Origin of the sequence: Salinicoccus sp. Bachu38 (genome assembly GCF_038561955.2) — a bacterium.
Taxonomy (GTDB): Bacteria; Bacillota; Bacilli; order Staphylococcales; family Salinicoccaceae; genus Salinicoccus; species Salinicoccus bachuensis.
In genome coordinates this window covers 1452009-1471921 of record NZ_CP138333.2, presented here as the reverse complement: position 1 = coordinate 1471921, position 19913 = coordinate 1452009, and the positions used below count along the sequence as shown (strand labels likewise).

Below are 19913 nucleotides of genomic sequence, written 5' to 3'. Positions count from 1 at the left end.
TTTTATGTGTTAGTATTTCGGCTTCCTGTCGAGCTGATCCTGGGTCTTCGGCCATGTGCGTTTGCCATCATTCAGTTCAAATTCCATATTCACATCGGTTACATGTTTCTGCTTGAGGATAAGACTTTCTATTTCATCCCTGATCCTGTTCACTTCCTTGGAGCTGAGGTCCGGATCAATCTCGGCGACGACTTCAGCATGGAGATTGTCCCCTTCCTTCATGACGAAGAGCTTCCTGATGTCCTTTATCTCATCATGACGGAGAACGATCTGTGAGACCCGCTCCTCCATGCGCGGATCATGCTCGCCGAGTGCGCCGGCTGCATTTTCCATGAATATCTTGTATACGATATAGAACATTGCCAGGCCGATGACGACCGAAGCGATGCCTTCACTCTGGGAGAATCCTGTAAAGCGGGCGACAAGTATGGCGATGATCGCGAATATCGCGCCCCCTGTGGCGACAGCGTCCTCAAGGAAGACGAGTTTTGTGGCCGGTTTGGCCCGGTCCATATTGGCGAAGCTTGTGGTCAATGGCTTCAGGCCGTCATAGGGCTTGTCCGCCTGCTGCAGGAGTTCCTTGCCTGCCTTGTACAGCACAAAGCTTTCGAGCACTGCCGCAATGGCGAGGACGCCGATATTGATCAGCAGCATGGTCGTATCGGTTTCCACTGGCAGAGGCTCCAGGATATGGTGAAGACCCTCCCGCACCGTCTCGTAGGCCAGAATGCCGACGATGATGACTGCAAAGAGCAGTACGAGGTTGACCAGACGGCCGAAGCCGAAGGGAAAGCGCTCCGTGGGTGCCTTTTTGGATAGACCGGATCCTATGAATACAAAAAGCTGGTTGAGGGCATCTCCGATGGAGTGCATCATTTCGGCAAACATCGCGACGTTGGCAGTCAGTATGAAGGCTACGCCTTTGAGGCCGGCGATGAAGAAATTGACGATGGAAGCGGTAAGGGAGGCCATACTTCCTTGTTTAAGTAATGCGAGAATATCCTTCAATGGTGTTTCCTCCTTTTGTGTTTTTATAATGTCCCATACCCAATTGAGCATGGAGTTATTTATGGGGATTGATATTGATGTTTGGGCTGGTTGAATTTGTGATATGATAAATATACGGGGTTACGAACACATGTTCTGTATGGAGGGATGGCATGTACAATTATCATATCTGTCCGCAGCGCCATGTATTCTGCGTCGATCAGAAAAGCTTTTTCGCAAGCGTCTCGTGCCTTTTGAAGGGGCTCGATCCCATGACGACCAAACTTGCCGTGGTGGCCGACACGAAAAGCCTCGGCTCGGTGGTGCTTGCGGCCACGCCGGAACTGAAGAAGCTCGGCATAAAGACCGGCTCCAGGCTCTTTGAAATACCGGGACGCAGTGACATCTACATCATCAATCCATCAATGAAGACATATCTGGACTATTCTGCACGGATCACGGCGATTGCATTGAAATACGTGGCCCCTGAAGATTTCCACCAGTACTCGGTCGATGAATTCTTCATGGATGTGACCCAGAGCTACCGCATATTCGCGGATTCGCCGTATGCGCTTGCAAGGCGGATCAAGGCGGAAATATACCGGGAGACGGCCATCGACTGTGCAATCGGCATCGGGGAGAACATGCTGCTCAGCAAGCTCTCTTTGGATATCGAGGCGAAGCGGATGCCTGACGGCATCGCCGAATGGCGGTATCACGATGTGCCGGATAAACTGTGGCCGATCAAGCCGCTGAGGCGCTTCTGGGGCATCAACAGAAGGAGTGAGATCAAACTGAATGAAAGGGGCATATTCTCGATCGGGGATCTGGCACGGTACCCGGCGGCCCACCTGAAGCGGGACTTCGGTGCCATCGGCGTGGACTGGCACCTCCATGCCAACGGTATCGACTCCAGCCTCATCCGGGAAAAGCATACCGTGCATTCGCCGTCGATTGCAAAGAGCCAGATACTGATGCGGGACTACCGCTTCGATGAAATCTATGTGGTGCTGCTCGAACATGTGGACGAGGTCACCCATCGCCTGAGGCTGGAAAGAAAACTTGCCCGGACGGTCCAGTTTGCTGTGGGGACGGCGGAGGGGAGGATATACCGGAAGCAGTTTACAGTCAGGGAGGGAACGAACGACGGAGATTTCGTCATGGTGGGGATATGGAAGGCACTGAAGGCGATCGCCGATTCCTATGCCCTGTACCGCACCATCAGCGTCACGCTGACGAACTTCATTCCTGACAAGGTGAAGCAGATTTCATTGTTTGATGATGTGGAAGCGGTCGAAAGGAGGGAAAGGCTGTTGAGGACGGTGGATCATCTCAAGGTGAAATATGGGCAGCTGAGCGTCATGCGGGCACTCAGCTGTACAGAGGCTTCGACCCTGAAGCTGAGGGATGGACTGATTGCAGGGCATAAAAGATAGGCAGCAAGGGAGCTGCCTATGGATGGCGTAGAGGAACAGGAGGCCATTCAGTATGCCGATGACGAGGGAGACCATCGTACCGACGAGTACATATTCACTTTCCTTGTGGACTGCGCTGTCGGAGCCGCTGCTCGGGAACCGAAGGATGGATTTTGCGGTGATGATCAGCCCCATTGCGGTATACTGGTCGAACAGTACGAACAGGATGATCAGAAAGCGTTCGCTGTATCCGGTGAAATGAAGTCCTGCACTGCCGATTTCTTAATCGTGTCGAGTGCATTCCAGGTCTTTTTGACGGCTTCATGGCTCCATTGTTCCAGATCGCCTTCAGGAGTGGGAATATCTGCAGTATGGAAGCTGCACTTCAATGGAAAATCATGATTGTCCCACAGCAATTTCGCATAGATTGCAACAAACAGGGTATAGTGGGCTCTGGAGGGCAGGATGAACAGTTCATCCCCCATCTGGTAGTCGACATGGAAGAATCTCCGGCCGGAAAGCCATGCCGTGATCTTCTCCTCCATCCATTTCAGCCTGTCGAACAGCGTGTCACCCGCCCCGGGACGAAACATCCGTAATCAGTATGAAAACGATGCCGGTCCATCTCCCAAGTGATATAATACATAGGACGATAACTGCATTATAAATAATTTGCGTCCCAAGACGAATTCGCAAATATTCGTGTGGAGAGGCGAATAATTTTCAGAGCTTCTAAAAATCATGGAGATACCGTGGTAAATCTGATAATATAAGCAAAGTATTAAAATTAGTTGACAGGAGTGCCATTATGCAATTTACAGAGTTGACCATTGAGGAATTCGACCATTTCACCCGGACACACTTCAGTCATTTCACACAGACGAAGGACAACTACCGCCTGAAGGTGGAGCAGGGTATTGAAACCTACCTTGTTGGTGTGAAGGATGGCGGAGCGGTCAGGGCTGCATGTCTCATTACGCTGACCCCGGTAATGAAAGTATTCAAATATGCCTACAGCAACCGTGGGCCGGTGATGGATTATGCAGACAAGCAGGTGTTCGATGTGTTCTTCGAAGGTCTTCACCAGTTTCTGAAACCGAAGAAAGTCATGTATGCCAGGATCGATCCCTATGAAGTGATCAGGGAGCGGGATCATGACGGGAAAATCCTCGAAGATCGGGGCAACCGGTACATCTTCGACTATTTTGAGGAACAGGGCTTCACGCATGATGGATTCACTGTAGGGTTCGACCCGGTCATCCAGATCAGGTGGCATTCGGTGCTTAACCTGGAAGGAAAGGATCCGAAGACGCTCCTGGATGATATGGACAGCCTCCGCAAGCGAAACATCAAGAAGGCCCAGAAGCATGGGCTTCATATACGCTATCTGGAACTCGATGAAATTGATGTGTTCAGGAAGTTCATGAAGGACACTTCGGAAATGAAGTCTTTTGTCGATCGGGACGACTCCTACTATATCAGCAGGAAGAAGCACTTTGGCGACAATGTCATCATTCCGCTTGTATATGTCAATCTGGGCGAGTATACGGAATCCATTTCCAGGGACCGTGATGGCCTGGTCAAAAATATCGAAAAGGCGGAGAAGGATCTGGAAAAGGACCCGTCGAACAAGAAGGCGGAGAAGAAGATCAAGAACCTCGGCGGACAGCTGGAAAATATAGAGGAAAAGCTTGCTGAAGGAAAAGCGCTGCGCGCGACCCACGGTGAGGAGCTGCCGATTGCGAGTGCCTATTATTTCATTACGCCGCATGAAGTGGTCTATCTTGCCGGAGGCAGCGACAACGCGTTCAGGCATTTTGCAGGCAGCTATCTGATCCAGTGGCATATGATCAACTATGCACTCGATCATGGCATCAGCCTCTACAACTTCTATGGCATCAGTGGAGACTTCTCCGAAGAAGCGGAGGACTACGGGGTAATACAGTTCAAGAAAGGTTTCAATGCTACCGTCTTTGAATATGTCGGGGATTTCATCAAACCGATCAATGCGCCGGCCTACAAGGCCTATCAGGCGCTCTCGAAAATACGGAAGCAGATTGGGAGGTAGGAATACGGATGAAATTTGTTGAATTGACCGAAACGGAATATAGGAACTATATTGAAAAAGGGGAGGAATCCGCCTTCTTTCAAATGATAGAAAATAAGAAGAACAGGGAAATGGACAAGCAGAAAGTCCGCCTGCTCGGAGTCAAGGACGATGAGGGTACGGTCATAGCCGCCTGCCTGTTCACCTTGAAGAAGACCGTCATGGGCAAGTATTTCTATTATTCCAATCGTGGCCCTGTCCTGGACTACCATAATCATGAATTGGTCCACTTCTTCCTCCAGGCACTCACAAAATACTTGAAGAAGAACAACGGTCTGTATGTCAAGCTGGACCCCAACTGGATCTACAGAAAGTATGACAAGGACGTGAATCCGAAAGCGGATTATCCTGCGCAGGATGCACTCATCCGCATAATGGAAGAGGAGGGGTATGTCCATCAGGGATTCACCCGGGGATATTCCAGGACGTCGCAGGCAAGATGGATGAGCGTGCTCGACCTGTCCGGCCATGATGAGAAGTCACTGCTGAAGTCCTTTGACTCCCAGCGGAAGCGGAACATCAAGAAGGCCCAGAAGTATGGAGTGAAGGTGCGGTTCCTGGATGTCGATGAAATTGACATCTTCATGAAGCTCTATCTGGATACGAGTGAAAGGCAGGGATTCTTCACGCATCCGAATCCGCGTGAATACTATTCCAACTTCAAGAAGGCATATGGGGATAAGGTACTGATCCCGCTCGCCTATATAGAACTCGATGAGTACGTCAGCAATCTCTCCGAACAGATCGAAGAGAATGAAAACAAGCGAAATCAGCTGATGGAGAAGGAAAATAAGAACGACAAGACGCTAAACAAGATTGCAGAGCTCGACAAGCAGCTCGACAAGATGGCAGAAGACAGGATGCAGGCGAGTGAAATACAGAAAAAAGAAGGCAACATCCTCAACCTCGCCTCAGGCATCTATTTCGAGACGCCGTATGAAATGGTATACCACTCCGGGGCAAGCTCCAGCGAATACGGTCATTTTGTCGGGCCGTACATGATGCACTTCGAAATGATGAAGTATTGCATGGACAAGGGCATCAGCCGTTATAACTTCTATGGAGTGAGCGGAGACTTCTCCGAAGATGGGGAAGACTACGGGGTGTACCGCTTCAAGCGCGGATTCAATGCAGAGATTGAAGAACTGGTTGGAGACTTTGTAAAAGTGATCAGCAAGGTTCCGTATAACCTATACAAGGTGAAGCGGAAAATTGAACAGAAAGCCGCCGCAAAATCCAATTAACCAGCAAAGGAAGGTTTGTTCCAACTATGCAGACATCACCAATCCAAGAGGAGACTTTCAAAGCATTCATGGCCGATTATGACAACTACTGTCATTACATGCATGATCCACTGTACTATGACTATATTTCAACCGTCCAGGAGACACACCTCCTCGGGCTCTATGAGGATGATGCACTCATCGGCGTATCCATGCTCAGTGGCCGTCCTGTCCTGAAACGCTACAGGATATTCACCTCGCATGCCGGCCCATTGATCAAGCCCTTTTCAAATGAGCGGCTCCAATTTTTCCTGAAGGAAATAGATGAATATGCGAAGAAGCAGAACGGGCTCAAGATGATCCACTCCCCCTACCATATATACCAGATACGAAATAGCGAAGGGGAAGTCATCGAGAGCGAATGGAACAACCATGAAATCGTGGACATCTACCGCAACCAGGGATACAGTCATAATGGATTTACGAGACAGCTGGTGACCGATGAACTGCTGAGGCATCAGGCGGTCCTGGATATCACCAAACCGGAAGAAGAGCTGCTCAAGGACATGGACAAGACGACCCGCTATAATACCCGGGCGAGCGAACAGATGGGCCTCCGCCTCAGATATCTTGAAGAGAATGAGTATGACAAGTTCATCGACATATACAAGGATACGGAGGAGCGCATCGGTTTCGATCCCGTCAGCAGCAAAAAGATCAGGAACCTGCTCCACACACTGAAGGATCGTACCTACCTGACATTGAGCTACATCGACCTGGAGGAATATCTGGACAGGCTCACAGAAGAGCTTGATGCATTGGAATCCGACCGGAGGGATATGCAGAATAAGATTGATGCGGGCAATGGGACGAAGCGGATGAAAGGACGGCTCAATGAACTGAAGGACCTGGCTGCAAACAAGCAGAAGCGCCTGGAGAAGATCAGGGGTGTACAGGCGGAGTATGGCAGCATCATAGAGCTGTCTGCTGCGATGTACTACTACAACAACCATGAGATGGTATACCTGTTCAGCGGGAGCTACCCGGAACACTCCATGTTCATGGGCACCAACTATACGACATGGCAGATGATCAAAAAGGCCAAATCACTCGGGCTTGGACGGTTCAACTTTTCCGGTCTGACCGGCGACTTCACAGAAGATTCCAAGGACTATGGTGTCTATAAGTTCAAGAAGGGCTATGATCCTTTCATTGAAGAACTGCCGGGCACATTCGAAAAGATCTTCAACAGGCCGGTATACAAGCTGGCTGAAAAACTCAAGAAGGTGTAGACGTCAAAAGAAGCTATAGCATTGCTATAGCTTCTTTTCTTTATGCATTTCCTGAAGCAGTGTGCCATATTTGGCGTTCCAGCTCCTGTAGGAAACTATCCAGAACAGAAGGGTGAGCAGTATGAGTGCAATGGTGGCCGGCCAGAACCATCCCGAAACGATGCCCTCAGCGTAGGAGAGACCGATGGGTGAAAACAGTACATAGCAGAAGACCATGGCTCCCATCAGCAGGACCGTGACAGGAATCGCAAATTTCCAGGGTGCCATATCCACTTTGGGATCATGCTTGAAGTGATGGGGTTCATCAAGCGGCCTGATGAAGCCTGAAATCATCATGATTGCAACGGCGAGTACAAACAGGATGCCCTGGATATGGATGAAGCTGATATCGAAGCTGAAGCCGAAAAGCATCGGGAACCCCCATATCAGCATGTAATAGAGGACAACATGGACTACAATCGCAATCTTGGCACCGATGGGTGGGATGTGTTTTGAGAATATGCCGACAAGGATAATCGCAATCACCGGAATGTTGAAGAAGCCGGTGAATTCCCTGATGATGTTCCATAGCCCTTCCGGCGCACGTAGCAGAAGCGGGGCGATGAAGAAGGAGACGAGTGCAAGCAACGTACCGAACCATTTGCTGACCCGTATCATTTCCCTGTCGGAAGCGTCCTTCTTTATTTTTATCTTGTAGAGATCATAGACGAACATTGTCGCTGCACTGTTGAGAAGTGAATTAAAGCTTGAAAATACTGCACCGAGCAGTACAGCGAGGAAGAAGCCGCTCAGCACGGGCGGCAGCAGTTCGCTGATCAGCGCAGGATAGGCCAGATCCATCGTCTCCAGCCCGTCGCCGTAGAGATGATAGGCGATAATGCCCGGAATCATCATCATGAATGGGACGAGGATTTTCAGGAATCCAGTGAACAGGGTGCCTTTCTGGCCTTCGGCAAGGCTTTTTGCACCGAGTGTCCGCTGGATGACATACTGGTTGGTACCCCAATAGAAAAGGTTGGCGAAGATCATTCCGGTGAATATTGTGCCGAACGGTACGGCATCTTCACTGGAACCGATGGCATTCAGCTTTTCAGGTTCTTCGGTGGCGATCGTCTTCATGCCTGAGAGCATATTCCCGTCACCGAGTGCATGGAATCCGATAAGGGGAATCAGCAGCCCGATGATGAGCAGGCCAACACCATTCAAGGTATCGGATACCGCAACGGCCTTCAGCCCTCCGAATATCGCATACGCGGCTCCGATGATGCCCACAATCCAGATGACGATCCACATGGACTGTTCGAGTGACATGCCGAGGAGGGCGGGGACGTCGAAAAGCTGCAGTACGGCAATTGCGCCGGAATAGAGTACCGAGGGAATGGTTACGAAAGTATACCCAAGCATGAACAGCAGGGTGACCATCAGGCGTGTCCCTTCATCAAAACGGCTGTCTACAAATTCGGGCAGGGTGGTGAAGGCGCCTCCTATGTATCTGGGCAGCAGAACGAGCGCAAGGATGATGACCGAAATCCCTGCAGTCACTTCCCATGCCATATTGGACATATTCGCATTGTATGCCTGGCCGTTCAGCCCGACAAGCTGTTCGGCGGAGAGGTTGGTGAGGACGAGGGAACCTGCTATGAATCCACCGGTCAGACCGCGGCCGGCAAGGAAGTATCCATCGCTGTCACTGATCGTGTTGCGTGTCTTGCGATAGGAGTACCAGGCGACAAAAGCCATGAACAGGATACATGTGACAATGGTATAGGTCATTCTATCAACTCCAGATGGTATATGTAATTTATTTCTAATATCTATATATTCCTAATCGGGAAAGATAAACATAAAAGGGTAAAAATATTATAAGTATAATGGAAAAGGATAGTGTCTATTTAACGAGGGTTTTATATACATTAACAGTATTTAAACAAATACATCAAAAATGTTAATAAATGTTGTTTTTTTACTTGTCTTTTTATCTAGGTCGAATTATACTATAACTATACCGTTTAAAATACATTTAAAGGAAGGTATGGAAAAATGAGTAAAATAGGATATGCGAGAGTAAGCACAAAGGGACAGAACCTGGAAAGCCAGCTGGATATGCTGCAGGAGGCAGGATGCATCAAAATATTCTCCGAAAAGGTGAGTGGACGGAAGACGGAGCGTACAGCGCTTGAACAATGCATGGAATACATGCGGGAAGGCGACACGATGGTGATCACCAAGCTGGACCGCCTGGGCAGGACCACGAAGGAACTGATAGAACTGGCCACGACGCTGGAAAAACGCGGAATCGACCTTGAAATCATCAATATGAACGTCACAACGAAGGATCCGATGGGGAAAATGTTCTTTACGATGATGTCTGCATTTGCGGAACTGGAAGCGAGCCTGCTGAGCGAGCGTACGAAAAAAGGGCTGGAATCAGCAAGGGCACGCGGCAGAAACGGTGGCAGGCCTGGAATAACGGATGACAAGAAAGCGATGATACAATCATTATATGATACAAAAAAGTATACAGGGAAACAGATTGCAGAAATGGTCGGCGTATCAAGAGCGACTGTATATAAAGTTGTAAATGAATCAAAAGATAATGACTGATGAGCAATAGGAAATAGAACAAAAAAAAATATGTTAAATGCCTGATCCGGAAATGACTCCGGATCGGGTATTTTTTTGGTCAAACAGTAAAATACTGGTGATTTTATAAGGATATATTTCTTCATATTATAAAGTTTACATAATATATATTATAGGAAGTTATCTATATATCGAAAAGAAGTACCCTTTTTTATCTTCCTTCCATATTTCACTCGATTATATACATCATAGCCGATGCACGGAACTTCTGCTACTGCATTCGCCTGTACGGATCGTTATGCCCATCCGATACGCCTTTGCTCATATTATATATGGAAATGATTTGCCTTGGAATCCGTCATATGCAATTATCTGCAACCATCTCAGATTTACTTAAACCTGTCTATCATGTATGTACATGTTTCGTTGAGCCATCCTGCAAGTCATAAAAAAACAGCTGCTTCATATGCAGCTGTTCCATTTCTATCTTCTTCTGTTGTCACGCGGCCGTTCGGGTTCGTCCATTCCTTCAGTTCTTGGACGTTCATCTGCAACTTCCTTCTTCCTTCTGCGTCCTCTGATATACAGCCATGTCAGAATGCTCACGATCAATGACAGTATACCAAGGAATGCGGCATATCCCATCAGCGGCTCCCAGCTGGTATCCTCGATGAAATTCGGCACGATGAATGCTGTCAGTGCCATGATAAGAAAAACGATGATCGGCATGATTATATACTTCTTTACACTCATTACAAATAGTATGCTGACGATGATGACGAGCAGTATGCTTATGATATAGAAGCTTGCGCTCTGGATCATTATATTCACCCCCCCGTGTCGGCTTTTCCATATTCATATTCTCTTAATTGGGTCTTTTGAAACCTTTTCCCTGCGGCTTTATCAATTGGTGTTTTTAAAATAAATGATTTTAATTTTTTGAATTTTCATGTATAATGGCTTTAATACTTCGGTTTCCGAAATTAAAGGAGTGTCAAAATAATGGAACAATTGAAATCCAGAAATGAAGTTGAAGAGAATTATACATGGAATCTGACCGATCTGTTCGAATCTGATGAATCGTTCGAGCAGGCTGTGGAGGAAATCCGTCCTGAAATAGGAAATTTCAGCGGAAAGTATGCGGGTAATCTGACCGATGCTTCGGTTGCAGTTGAAGCAATCGAAGATTTCAAGGGTCTCATGGAGTCGTTGGTACCGATCGGTGCATACGCGAATCTCAGACTGTCTTCAGATCAGGGGGATGCATCGGCACAGAAGCTGAGCGGCCTTGCAAGCAATATCGGTACATACTTCAGCAGTGAAACGAGCTTCCTGACAAGCGAACTGCTGCAGAAGGATGAATCCTTCCTCAAGGACATCAAGTCCCAGGCCCCGGGGTTTGAAAAGTTTGTGGATGAACTGCTGAAGAACAAGCCGTACCATCTGGATGCGAAAGTTGAAAAGGCACTTGCCTCCTACTCTACTGTGTTCGAAGGACCGTACAGCCTCTATCTGAAAACAAAGCTGCTGGACATCGATTTTGGTACATTCACTGCCAACGGACAGGAAATCCCCCTCTCCTACCTCGCCTTCGAAGGCGAGCTTGAAAGCCATGAAGATACTGAAGTGAGGCGGAATGCATTCCGTGCATTCAGTGACAAGCTTGCGGACTACCAGCATACGACAGCAGCGACATATGACCTCCAGCTGAAGCAGGAGAAGACGACAGCCGATCTCAGAGGCTTCGACTCGGTCATCGACTACCTGCTCCACCGCCAGGATGTGGACCAGACACTATATAACCGTCAGATCGACATGATCATGAGTGATCTTGCGCCACATATGAGGCGCTATGCGAAACTGCTTAAACGTGTCCATGGTCTCGATGAGATGAAGTATGAAGATCTCAAGATTTCTCTCGATCCGTCCTCGGAACCTGAGATCAGCGTCGAAGAGTCGAGGAAGTACATCAACGATGCACTCGGCATCATGGGAGAAGACTATATCAACATGGTCAACCGCGCCTACGATGAGCGCTGGATCGACTTTGTGAAGAACAAGGGTAAATCCACCGGCGCATTCTGCTCCAGCCCATATGGCTCCCACCCGTTCATTCTGATATCATGGACATCACTGATGACGGAAGTGTTCGTACTTGCCCATGAACTGGGACATGCAGGCCATTTCTACAATGCCAACCGGGAACAGAATGTATTCGATGCAAGAAGTTCCATGTATTTCATAGAGGCGCCGAGTACAATGAATGAAATGCTCATGGCGAACCATCTGCTTGAGAATTCGGATGATCCGAAATTCAAACGATGGGTCATCAGTTCCATCATTTCAAGGACGTACTACCACAACTGTGTCACCCACCTGCTTGAAGCTGCCTACCAGCGTGAAGTCTACAAGAAGGTGGACAACCATGAAAGCGTCTCTGCACCAGAACTGAATCGTCTCAAACGCCAGGTGATCGAGGAGTTCTGGGGCGATGATGTGACGATCACCGAAGGTGCAGAACTGACATGGATGAGACAGCCGCACTACTACATGGGGCTCTATCCATACACGTACTCAGCCGGACTGACCATTGCGACCGCAATGAGCAAGCGGGTGCTGAATGAAGGTCAGCCTGCCGTCGATGACTGGCTGAAGGTGCTCAAGTCCGGAGGTACGAAATCCCCTGTCGAGCTTGCACAGATGGCCGGTGTAGACGTAACGACAGACCAGCCACTCCGTGATACGATTGATTACATTGGTGAGCTTGTGGATCAGCTTGAAGCACTGACAGAAGAAATAGAAGGATAGGAAAAACCGGTAATCGAATTTCGATTACCGGTTTTCTTTGAGCAGTGTTTCCCGGGAGGTCTGTTCGACTTTCCCTTCTTTCATCAGACGTCCAAGTGCACGCTTGAAGGAGCCTTTTGACATATTGAACGCTTCTTTGATGTCTTCTGGTGAGCTCTTGTCATTCAGCGGCATGCGTCCGCCATTTTTATTGATATAGTCCAGCAGCTTTTCGCTGTCGGCGTCCATCTTCTTGTATGCCTGCTGGATGAATGAACCGTTGATTTCGCCCTTGTCATTGATGCCGATGACCCTGAATTTTTTCAGTTCGCCCAGTCTCGGTTCGTCTTCGCGTTCGCTTTCATGGACAAATACCTTATGGCCACCTTCGGTCAGAAGGAAGGTGCCGATCCGGAGAAGACGGTATGCGCGGCCTTCCATCCATTTGTTCTTCAGTTCTTCAAACTTGGACGGCTCGACCGGGGTGAAGCGTTCTGCTGCTTCATTTTCGGTGATGAGTCTGCCATACAGCTGGCTATCGCTTTCCGCCCTCAGTTTGAGATACAGCTTGTCGCCTTCCTTCGGCCACACGCTTTTCACTTTGGGAAGATCGATCCACGGCACCAGTATCTCCCTCGGAATGCCGATATCCACATAGGCACCCTCCCTGTTCACTTCCGTGACAGTGGCATAGCCATACTGGTCGACGGAAGCATCAGGGACGACGGGTGCTGCAAACAGTTCGCCACTTCTGTTCGGATAGATGAAGGCGCTGACCTCCTCCCCGATTTCGTACTCCCTGTCCGAGGCCGAAGCGTTCATCCTTATATAGAGTGCATCTTCCATCTTCAGATGATAGGTGGAACCTTCCTTTTTAATTACTTCCAAAAATTGTACTGTACCTGATATCTGGTTCATATATTATCTCCTTCATTATTATAGATCGTTTCAATCACTTCGGTCATATCTTCGTTGATGACAAGGTCTGCCTCCCCGTCAAATGGTGTTTCATCCCTGTTGATGATGATCAGGTGGCCGCCACTGAAATAGTTGATCAGAAATGCTGCCGGATTCACCAGGAGGGACGACCCCATCACTACCAGCGTATCTGCCTGCGCCAGTTTGTCTATGGCAGAATTTATGACGGTTTCATCAAGCATTTCCCCATAGAGTACGATATCCGGCCTGAGTACGCCGCCACATTCGCAGTGCGACAGGTTCCAGGCCATGACGGTCTGCTTGGAGTATTCCCTGTCGCATGATGTGCAGTAGAAACGGTTGAGCGAGCCATGGAGTTCATCTACATTCCGGCTGCCTGCATCGTGATGCAGACCATCTATGTTCTGGGTGATGACCCCGAGCGAACGGCCCTCTGCTTCTTCGTGCGCGATGAAGTCATGCACAATGTTCGGGGCCTTGTCTGCAAGCATCAGACGTTTCCTGTAGAAACGGATGAAACTTTCCGGTTCATCCTCAAGGTGTGCCCTGCTCAAAAGATATTCCGGCGAATGGCCTGCCCTGCTGATTTCATCGAACAGGCCACCCATACTTCTGAAATCGGGGATGCCGCTTTTTACCGACACCCCTGCACCAGTGAAAAATACGGTACGACGACTGTCATCCATTATACTGGAAAATCGGCGCAATTCGTGCTTCATTGGTATCCGCCCTCCTAGAATTATATTTCAATGGTACCATAAATGTGTTATCATCGCTTAAGAATATACTAAAGGAGAATGCCTATGCTACAGGTTATAGATGTTGGTCTGAGGTTTGGCGACCGCAAACTGTTTGAAGATGTAAATATAAAGTTCACCCCGGGGAATTGCTACGGGCTGATCGGCGCAAATGGTGCCGGCAAGTCGACGTTCCTCAAAATACTCTCAGGAGAAATGGAGGCTCAGACCGGCCATGTGAGCATGGGGAAGGATGAGCGTCTGGCCGTCCTTAAGCAGGACCATTTCGGATATGAAGAGTATCGCGTCCTGGATGTCGTAATGATGGGCCACGCAAAGCTGTGGGAAGTCATGAATGAAAAGAATGAAATATATATGAAGCCCGATTTTTCAGATGAGGATGGCATACGTGCTGCTGAACTCGAAGGTGAATATGGAGAAATGGGCGGCTGGACGGCCGAATCCGATGCTGAAAGCCTATTGCATGGTCTGGGCATAGATTCAAGCCTGGTCGACAAGAACATGTCAGAACTTGAAAACAACCAGAAAGTCAAAGTTCTGCTTGCACAAAGCCTGTTCGGCAACCCTGATGTACTGCTCCTCGATGAGCCGACCAACGGCCTCGATATAGAAGCGATCCAATGGCTTGAAGAATTCCTGATTAATTTCGACAATACTGTTATCGTGGTTTCCCACGACCGCCATTTCCTGAATAATGTGTGCACACATATTGCCGACCTCGACTTCGGAAAAATACAGTTGTATGTAGGCAACTATGACTTCTGGTACCAATCCAGCCAGCTGGCCCAGCAGATGGCCCAGGACCAGAACAAGAAGAAGGAAGAGAAGATAAAGGAACTGAAGGATTTCGTTGCACGCTTCAGTGCGAATGCCTCCAAATCCAAGCAGGCGACGAGCCGTAAGAAGACGCTTGAGAAGATCGAACTCGAGGACATCAAGCCATCGTCCAGGAAGTATCCTTTCGTGAAATTCACACCGGACCGAGAAATCGGCAACGATCTGCTCTATGTCAAAGGGCTGACGCACAGTGTGGATGGGAATAAAGTGCTGGACGACGTAAGCTTTACGCTGGATCCATATGACAAGGCGGTCCTGATCGGCTCCTCTGAAATCGCGCGGACTACCCTCCTCCGCATCCTGGCTGGTGAAATCACCCCGGACGCGGGCGAAGTCAAATGGGGAGTGACGACAAGCCAGAGCTATATGCCGAAAGACAACTCGGAATATTTCGAAGGCGTCAATACGAACCTTGTCGACTGGCTGCGCCAGTATGCGCCACCTGAAGAACAGACGGAAACCTTCCTGAGAGGATTCCTTGGAAGAATGCTGTTCAGCGGCGAAGAAGCCAAAAAGAAGGCAAGCGTATTGTCAGGTGGGGAAAAAGTCCGTGCAATGCTGTCGAAGATGATGCTGTCAAAAGCGAATGTCATCCTGCTCGATGAGCCGACCAACCACCTCGACCTGGAAAGCATCACTGCAGTGAATGACGGTCTCAAAGACTTCAAAGGCTCGATCATATTCACTTCCCATGACTTTGAGTTCATCAACACGATCACAAACAAGGTGATTGATCTGAAGAATTCCGGTGCCATCGTCAAGGAGTCCACCTACGAGGAGTATCTGAAGGATCAAGGCCTTATAAAATCGTAATTTATAGACAATTGCATATATTTTTAAAAAAATAGTTTACATGCATGATTTATGTATGTATAATGGCATTTATAAAATTAAATATCAGTTGGATGAGGCGCATCAATCATGAGTAGCCACTTAACATAAAGTCTGCGAACTTTAAGTGTGTGAAAGGGTGCGATGCCGAAATGGCCTGCCGTTGCAGCGGCAAGTCATTGGATCTGAGGGTTAAGAGCTACAGGTCTGTCATTATTTTTACAATAATGGAGTGCATCACTTGTGTATAGATCAGAACAAGTCCGGCATTCCGCCGGGCTTGTTTTTTTAGTTTGAGTGAGTGCTTCCCTACAGGAGGACATATGGAAACGAGCGTTTTGAAATTTGGCGGAACATCAGTTGGGGATTTCGACAAGATAAAAGAGATTGCGAATGAATTGAAATCAAGGGTTTCCCGGGGAGAAAAGCTGATTGTCGTAGTCAGTGCAATGGGCGGCACAACAGATGAACTTCTGTTGAATGCAAACAGCCTCTCCTCCACTCCGAAGGAGGACCATGTGGCACTGCTGCTGACTACAGGAGAGCAGCAGACCATCTCCTACCTCTCGATCGTCCTTGAAGATCTTGGCATACGGACAAAGGCGATGACAGGCTACCAGGCAGGCATAAAGACATTTGGCGGCCACATGAAAAGCAGGATTGCGGATATTGATCAGCATCACCTGGAAGCCGCTTTGGAAACCCATGATGTCATCGCCATAGCCGGATTTCAGGGCATCAACGACAATATGGAGATCACCACGCTTGGACGCGGAGGATCCGATACGACGGCAGTGGCCATAGCGGCACGCTGCAACATGCCATGTGAAATATATACGGATGTGAATGGTGTCTATGCCACAGACCCGCGTGTATATGGAGAAGCAGGAAGAATATATGAAATTACGTATGATGAAATGATGGAAATGAGTGCACTCGGTGCAGGCGTCCTTGAAACACGATGCATAGAGATCGCGAAGAATCATTCGATTCCCCTTTATTTGGGACGGACACTATCAGATGAGAAAGGAACATGGATCATGGAAGAGACACAAGTTCTTGAAAGAAAAGCAGTAACCGGTGTGGCGCTGGACAGTGACATCATCCATGTCACACTATATGAACCCGAACGGGAATCCACGCTCATCTTCGATCTGTTTGAAAAGTTCGAAGCCCATGACATCAATATCGATATGATCTCGCAGGTCGTGAACAGTGAAGGCTTCCAGTTGTCCTTTACAGTCAAAGGAAACGAATCCTATCGACTAGATGAGATATTCGAAGCGGTCGAACGTCTGCACCCGGATATGGTGCTCGATGTAAGGACCAACCATTCGAAAGTCTCGATCATCGGTTCCGGAATGCGCGATATGACTGGTGTTGCCTCCAAGGCCTTCATGGCACTTCAGGCAGCGGGCATCATGTTCTATCAGACCACAACTTCGGAAATCAGCATTTCCTATGTTGTGGACAGTGAAAAGGACAGGCAGGCAGTGGAAGTACTGGCGACAAAATTCAATCTATAAAATCAGGAGGAAATCATTATGGTAAAGGTAGCAATAGTTGGAGCGACAGGTGTCGTCGGAAGCAAGATGATTGAAATGTTCGAGCAGTATGAGATAGCAGCGGATGAGCTTGTACTCTTCTCCTCTCCCCGGTCTGCGGGCAAGGAGGTCCAGGTGCAGGGTCGGACGTATACAGTCCGGGAACTGACGGAGGAAGCGACGAAGGAAGGCTTCGATTATGTCATCATGAGTGCCGGTGGCGGCACAAGCAAGCAATTCGCTCCACTCTTTGAAGAAGGCGGCGCCATCGTGATAGACAATTCAAGCCAGTGGCGGATGCATGAAGATATCGATCTGATCGTGCCGGAAATCAACAGGCCGGCACTTGATCGCCGGATCATTGCAAATCCGAACTGCTCCACAATCCAGTCTGTTGTCGCCCTTCAGCCACTGAAGGAAAAATTCGGACTCAAAAGGGTCCATTATACAACATACCAGGCAGTATCCGGTTCAGGTGTCGGCGGTCTGCGCGACCTTGAAGAAGGTGCAAAGGGAGAGGCACCGACAACCTACCCGCATCCCATCCATGACAATGTACTTCCCCATATAGACGTCTTCCTTGAAGATGGCTATACAAAAGAGGAAAGAAAAATGATTGATGAAACACAAAAGATTCTGAGTCAGCCTGACCTCGCTGTGACGGCGACCTGTGTCAGGGTGCCTGTCACAAACAGCCATGCCGTTCAGATCAATGTCACCCTTGATAGGGATGCTACTGTCGAAGAGGTGCGTGAAGTCTTCAAGGGCATCCCCCATATCAAACTGGTGGACAATCCAGAGAACAATGAGTACCCGACTCCTCTTGAGAGCACAGGAAAAAGTGAAGTATTCGTCGGCCGCATCCGGAAGGACGAGTCGCTCGACAATACGTTCCATATATGGTGTACAGCAGATAATCTTCTAAAAGGCGCAGCGCAGAATACGGTACAGATCCTAAAAATGATGATGGAAACGGAGAGTGTTCAAAATGGATAGTGATATTATTTTTGAAGGTATTGGCGTAGCGATTACAACCCCTCTTACGAATGATGAAGTGGATTATGATGCGTTCAGGAAGCATATCGAGTATCTGATTGAAAACAATGCCCAGGCGATCATTGTAAATGGTACAACCGGCGAATCCCCTACACTGGCTTCCGATGAAGCACGCGAACTGCTGAAAGTCGGTGTGGACACGGTTGACGGCAGGATCCCGGTCATCGCCGGTACAGGAACAAACTCGACACGTGCCAGCATAGAGCTGTCCAAGTATGCAGCAGAAATCGGAGCGGATGCACTGATGCTCATCACCCCCTACTACAACAAAAGCAACCAGCGCGGCCTCTATCAGCACTTCACAAAGATTGCAGACAGCACGGATCTTCCGGTCGTCCTGTACAACGTGCCGGGAAGAACAGGCATGACCATTGAACCGGAAACGGTCGCAGAATTGAGCAGACACCCGAATATTGCGGCGCTGAAGGATGCTGTAGGCGATCTTGGATATACTGAAGAAGTACTCGAACTGACTGCAGACCAGAATTTCATCCTGTACAGTGGAAATGATGACAATATGCATGACTTCTGCAAGCTGGGTGGAAAAGGTCTGATTTCGGTCGTAGGAAACATCATTCCAGGTGAGCTTCAGGAAGTCTATGAAAGCATAAAGAATGACAGCAAAGATTCAAAAGAGCAGTTCGATGCATTGATGCCGATGATCAGAGCCGTACAGGTGGATGTCAATCCGATCCCTGTAAAAGCGATGACGAGTGAACTCGGGTTCGGCAATTATGAACTCAGACTGCCACTTGTTCCTCTTGAAGAGGAAGTGTTGAATGAAGTGGTCCAGACGCTGAGAAACTTCAAGGAGGGCTCCCTCGTATGAAGATCCTCCTCATAGGCTACGGCACAATGAACAAAATTACAGCAAGACTTGCCGAAGAAGAGGGGCATGAAATAGTTGGAATCATTGCAGGCAGCGGCAAGGACGCCCCCTACCCTGCATTCGACACGATTGATGCAGCAGAAGCGGATGTCGCAATCGATTTCTCGCATCCGGACCTCCTTCTGCCCCTGCTTGAGGATGAGGTGAAAACTCCTCTTGTAATCGCTACGACAGGACAGAAGGAAGAGATCGTATCTCTACTCAAGGAAAAAAGCGAATCATTGCCGGTGTTCTTCAGTGCCAACATGAGCTATGGCGTACATGTAGTGAATACGCTGCTCAAGAAGGCATTGACGATGCTGGATGAGTTCGATCTGGAGATGGTGGAACGCCATCATAATAAGAAAGTCGATGCACCAAGCGGGACACTCGTAAAATTGCTCGATACCGCTCTGGATCACCGTGAAAACAGCTATCCGGTCTATGACAGGTCCAATATCCATGAAAAAAGGAAGAAGGAAGAGATTGGCATCAGTGCGATCAGGGGCGGTTCCATTGTAGGTACACATGATGTTATATTTGCTAAAGATGACGAAGTCATCGAGATCACCCATCAGGCACAATCCAAGGAAATATTTGCGAATGGTGCACTGAAAGCTGCAAATGTTCTGGTCAATCGTCCGAATGGCTTTTACGACTACAATAATTTATTCGAGGAGAGATAG

Annotated in this window: 18 protein-coding genes and 1 riboswitch; of the genes, 12 read left to right on the top strand and 6 right to left on the bottom strand. The window is 48.6% G+C overall.

Translation table 11 applies throughout. The annotated features are described in order from the left end of the window. Nucleotides 1-9 precede the first annotated feature (9 nt). Complete coding sequence (locus RQP18_RS07415; protein WP_342387104.1) at nucleotides 10-1008, bottom strand: cation diffusion facilitator family transporter; 999 nt, start codon at nucleotides 1006-1008, stop codon at nucleotides 10-12. A 152-nt stretch (nucleotides 1009-1160) separates the two neighbouring features. Here RQP18_RS07415 and RQP18_RS07410 point away from each other — a divergent pair, with 152 nt between their 5' ends. Together RQP18_RS07410 and RQP18_RS07405 are read left to right on the top strand one after the other, a co-directional pair. Beyond that, entirely contained in the window at nucleotides 1161-2423 is a 1263-nt protein-coding gene (locus RQP18_RS07410; protein WP_342387103.1) for a Y-family DNA polymerase, read from the top strand. Nucleotides 2424-2475: 52 nt separating this feature from the next. Further along, entirely contained in the window at nucleotides 2476-2664 is a 189-nt protein-coding gene (locus tag RQP18_RS07405; protein ID WP_342387102.1) for a hypothetical protein, read from the top strand. Here RQP18_RS07405 and RQP18_RS07400 read toward each other — a convergent pair. Further along, a complete protein-coding gene (locus RQP18_RS07400) occupies nucleotides 2633-2995 on the bottom strand; it encodes a hypothetical protein (protein WP_373445996.1) in 363 nt (120 codons plus the stop codon). The genes RQP18_RS07405 and RQP18_RS07400 overlap by 32 nt on opposite strands. Before the next feature lie 215 nt (nucleotides 2996-3210). Between RQP18_RS07400 and RQP18_RS07395 the strand changes: the two genes are divergently transcribed. Genes RQP18_RS07395 through RQP18_RS07385 form a run of 3 tightly spaced genes read left to right on the top strand, consistent with a single transcriptional unit; the run spans nucleotide 3211 to nucleotide 7024 of the window. Continuing rightward, nucleotides 3211-4470 (top strand): aminoacyltransferase, encoded by a 1260-nt coding sequence (locus RQP18_RS07395; RefSeq protein WP_342387100.1) that lies wholly within the window; start codon nucleotides 3211-3213, stop codon nucleotides 4468-4470. 8 nt (nucleotides 4471-4478) lie between these two features. Then, nucleotides 4479-5753 carry an aminoacyltransferase gene (locus tag RQP18_RS07390; protein ID WP_342387099.1) on the top strand — a complete coding sequence of 425 codons (1275 nt, stop codon included), beginning with the start codon at nucleotides 4479-4481 and terminating at the stop codon, nucleotides 5751-5753. A gap of 26 nt (nucleotides 5754-5779) precedes the next feature. Further along, nucleotides 5780-7024, top strand: a complete 1245-nt coding sequence (locus RQP18_RS07385; protein WP_342387098.1) for a peptidoglycan bridge formation glycyltransferase FemA/FemB family protein — start codon at nucleotides 5780-5782, stop codon at nucleotides 7022-7024. Nucleotides 7025-7048: 24 nt separating this feature from the next. Here the strand turns inward: RQP18_RS07385 and RQP18_RS07380 are convergent, their stop codons facing one another. After that, complete coding sequence (locus RQP18_RS07380) at nucleotides 7049-8797, bottom strand: solute:sodium symporter family transporter (RefSeq protein WP_342387097.1); 1749 nt, start codon at nucleotides 8795-8797, stop codon at nucleotides 7049-7051. Between the two features lie 267 nt (nucleotides 8798-9064). On the opposite strand from RQP18_RS07380, the gene RQP18_RS07375 reads away from it, so the two are divergent. Continuing rightward, nucleotides 9065-9628, top strand: a complete 564-nt coding sequence (locus RQP18_RS07375; RefSeq protein WP_342387096.1) for a recombinase family protein — start codon at nucleotides 9065-9067, stop codon at nucleotides 9626-9628. 462 nt (nucleotides 9629-10090) lie between these two features. On the opposite strand, the gene RQP18_RS07370 is transcribed toward RQP18_RS07375, so the two are convergent. Continuing rightward, a complete protein-coding gene (locus RQP18_RS07370; protein WP_342387095.1) occupies nucleotides 10091-10429 on the bottom strand; it encodes a hypothetical protein in 339 nt (112 codons plus the stop codon). A 180-nt stretch (nucleotides 10430-10609) separates the two neighbouring features. Here RQP18_RS07370 and pepF point away from each other — a divergent pair, with 180 nt between their 5' ends. Continuing rightward, on the top strand, nucleotides 10610-12415 hold the full coding sequence (pepF, locus tag RQP18_RS07365; RefSeq protein ID WP_342387094.1) for an oligoendopeptidase F: 1806 nt from the start codon (nucleotides 10610-10612) through the stop codon (nucleotides 12413-12415). A gap of 24 nt (nucleotides 12416-12439) precedes the next feature. On the opposite strand, the gene RQP18_RS07360 is transcribed toward pepF, so the two are convergent. Beyond that, nucleotides 12440-13312 carry a CvfB family protein gene (locus tag RQP18_RS07360; protein ID WP_342387093.1) on the bottom strand — a complete coding sequence of 291 codons (873 nt, stop codon included), beginning with the start codon at nucleotides 13310-13312 and terminating at the stop codon, nucleotides 12440-12442. Then, entirely contained in the window at nucleotides 13309-14052 is a 744-nt protein-coding gene (locus RQP18_RS07355; RefSeq protein ID WP_342387092.1) for an NAD-dependent protein deacylase, read from the bottom strand. Before RQP18_RS07355 ends, RQP18_RS07360 begins: the two co-directional genes overlap by 4 nt. An 84-nt stretch (nucleotides 14053-14136) precedes the next feature. Between RQP18_RS07355 and RQP18_RS07350 the strand changes: the two genes are divergently transcribed. From RQP18_RS07350 to dapB, 5 genes are all read left to right on the top strand, one after another. After that, nucleotides 14137-15741 carry an ABC-F family ATP-binding cassette domain-containing protein gene (locus tag RQP18_RS07350; protein WP_342387091.1) on the top strand — a complete coding sequence of 535 codons (1605 nt, stop codon included), beginning with the start codon at nucleotides 14137-14139 and terminating at the stop codon, nucleotides 15739-15741. Nucleotides 15742-15825: 84 nt separating this feature from the next. Beyond that, a riboswitch (Lysine riboswitch) is annotated at nucleotides 15826-16005 on the top strand. Between the two features lie 77 nt (nucleotides 16006-16082). Next, complete coding sequence (locus tag RQP18_RS07345) at nucleotides 16083-17285, top strand: aspartate kinase (RefSeq protein ID WP_342387090.1); 1203 nt, start codon at nucleotides 16083-16085, stop codon at nucleotides 17283-17285. An 18-nt stretch (nucleotides 17286-17303) separates the two neighbouring features. Further along, nucleotides 17304-18299, top strand: a complete 996-nt coding sequence (locus RQP18_RS07340; protein ID WP_342387089.1) for an aspartate-semialdehyde dehydrogenase — start codon at nucleotides 17304-17306, stop codon at nucleotides 18297-18299. After that, on the top strand, nucleotides 18292-19188 hold the full coding sequence (gene dapA, locus RQP18_RS07335) for a 4-hydroxy-tetrahydrodipicolinate synthase (protein WP_342387088.1): 897 nt from the start codon (nucleotides 18292-18294) through the stop codon (nucleotides 19186-19188). Before RQP18_RS07340 ends, dapA begins: the two co-directional genes overlap by 8 nt. Further along, on the top strand, nucleotides 19185-19913 hold the full coding sequence (gene dapB / locus RQP18_RS07330; RefSeq protein WP_342387087.1) for a 4-hydroxy-tetrahydrodipicolinate reductase: 729 nt from the start codon (nucleotides 19185-19187) through the stop codon (nucleotides 19911-19913). The genes dapA and dapB overlap by 4 nt, the downstream gene beginning before the upstream one ends.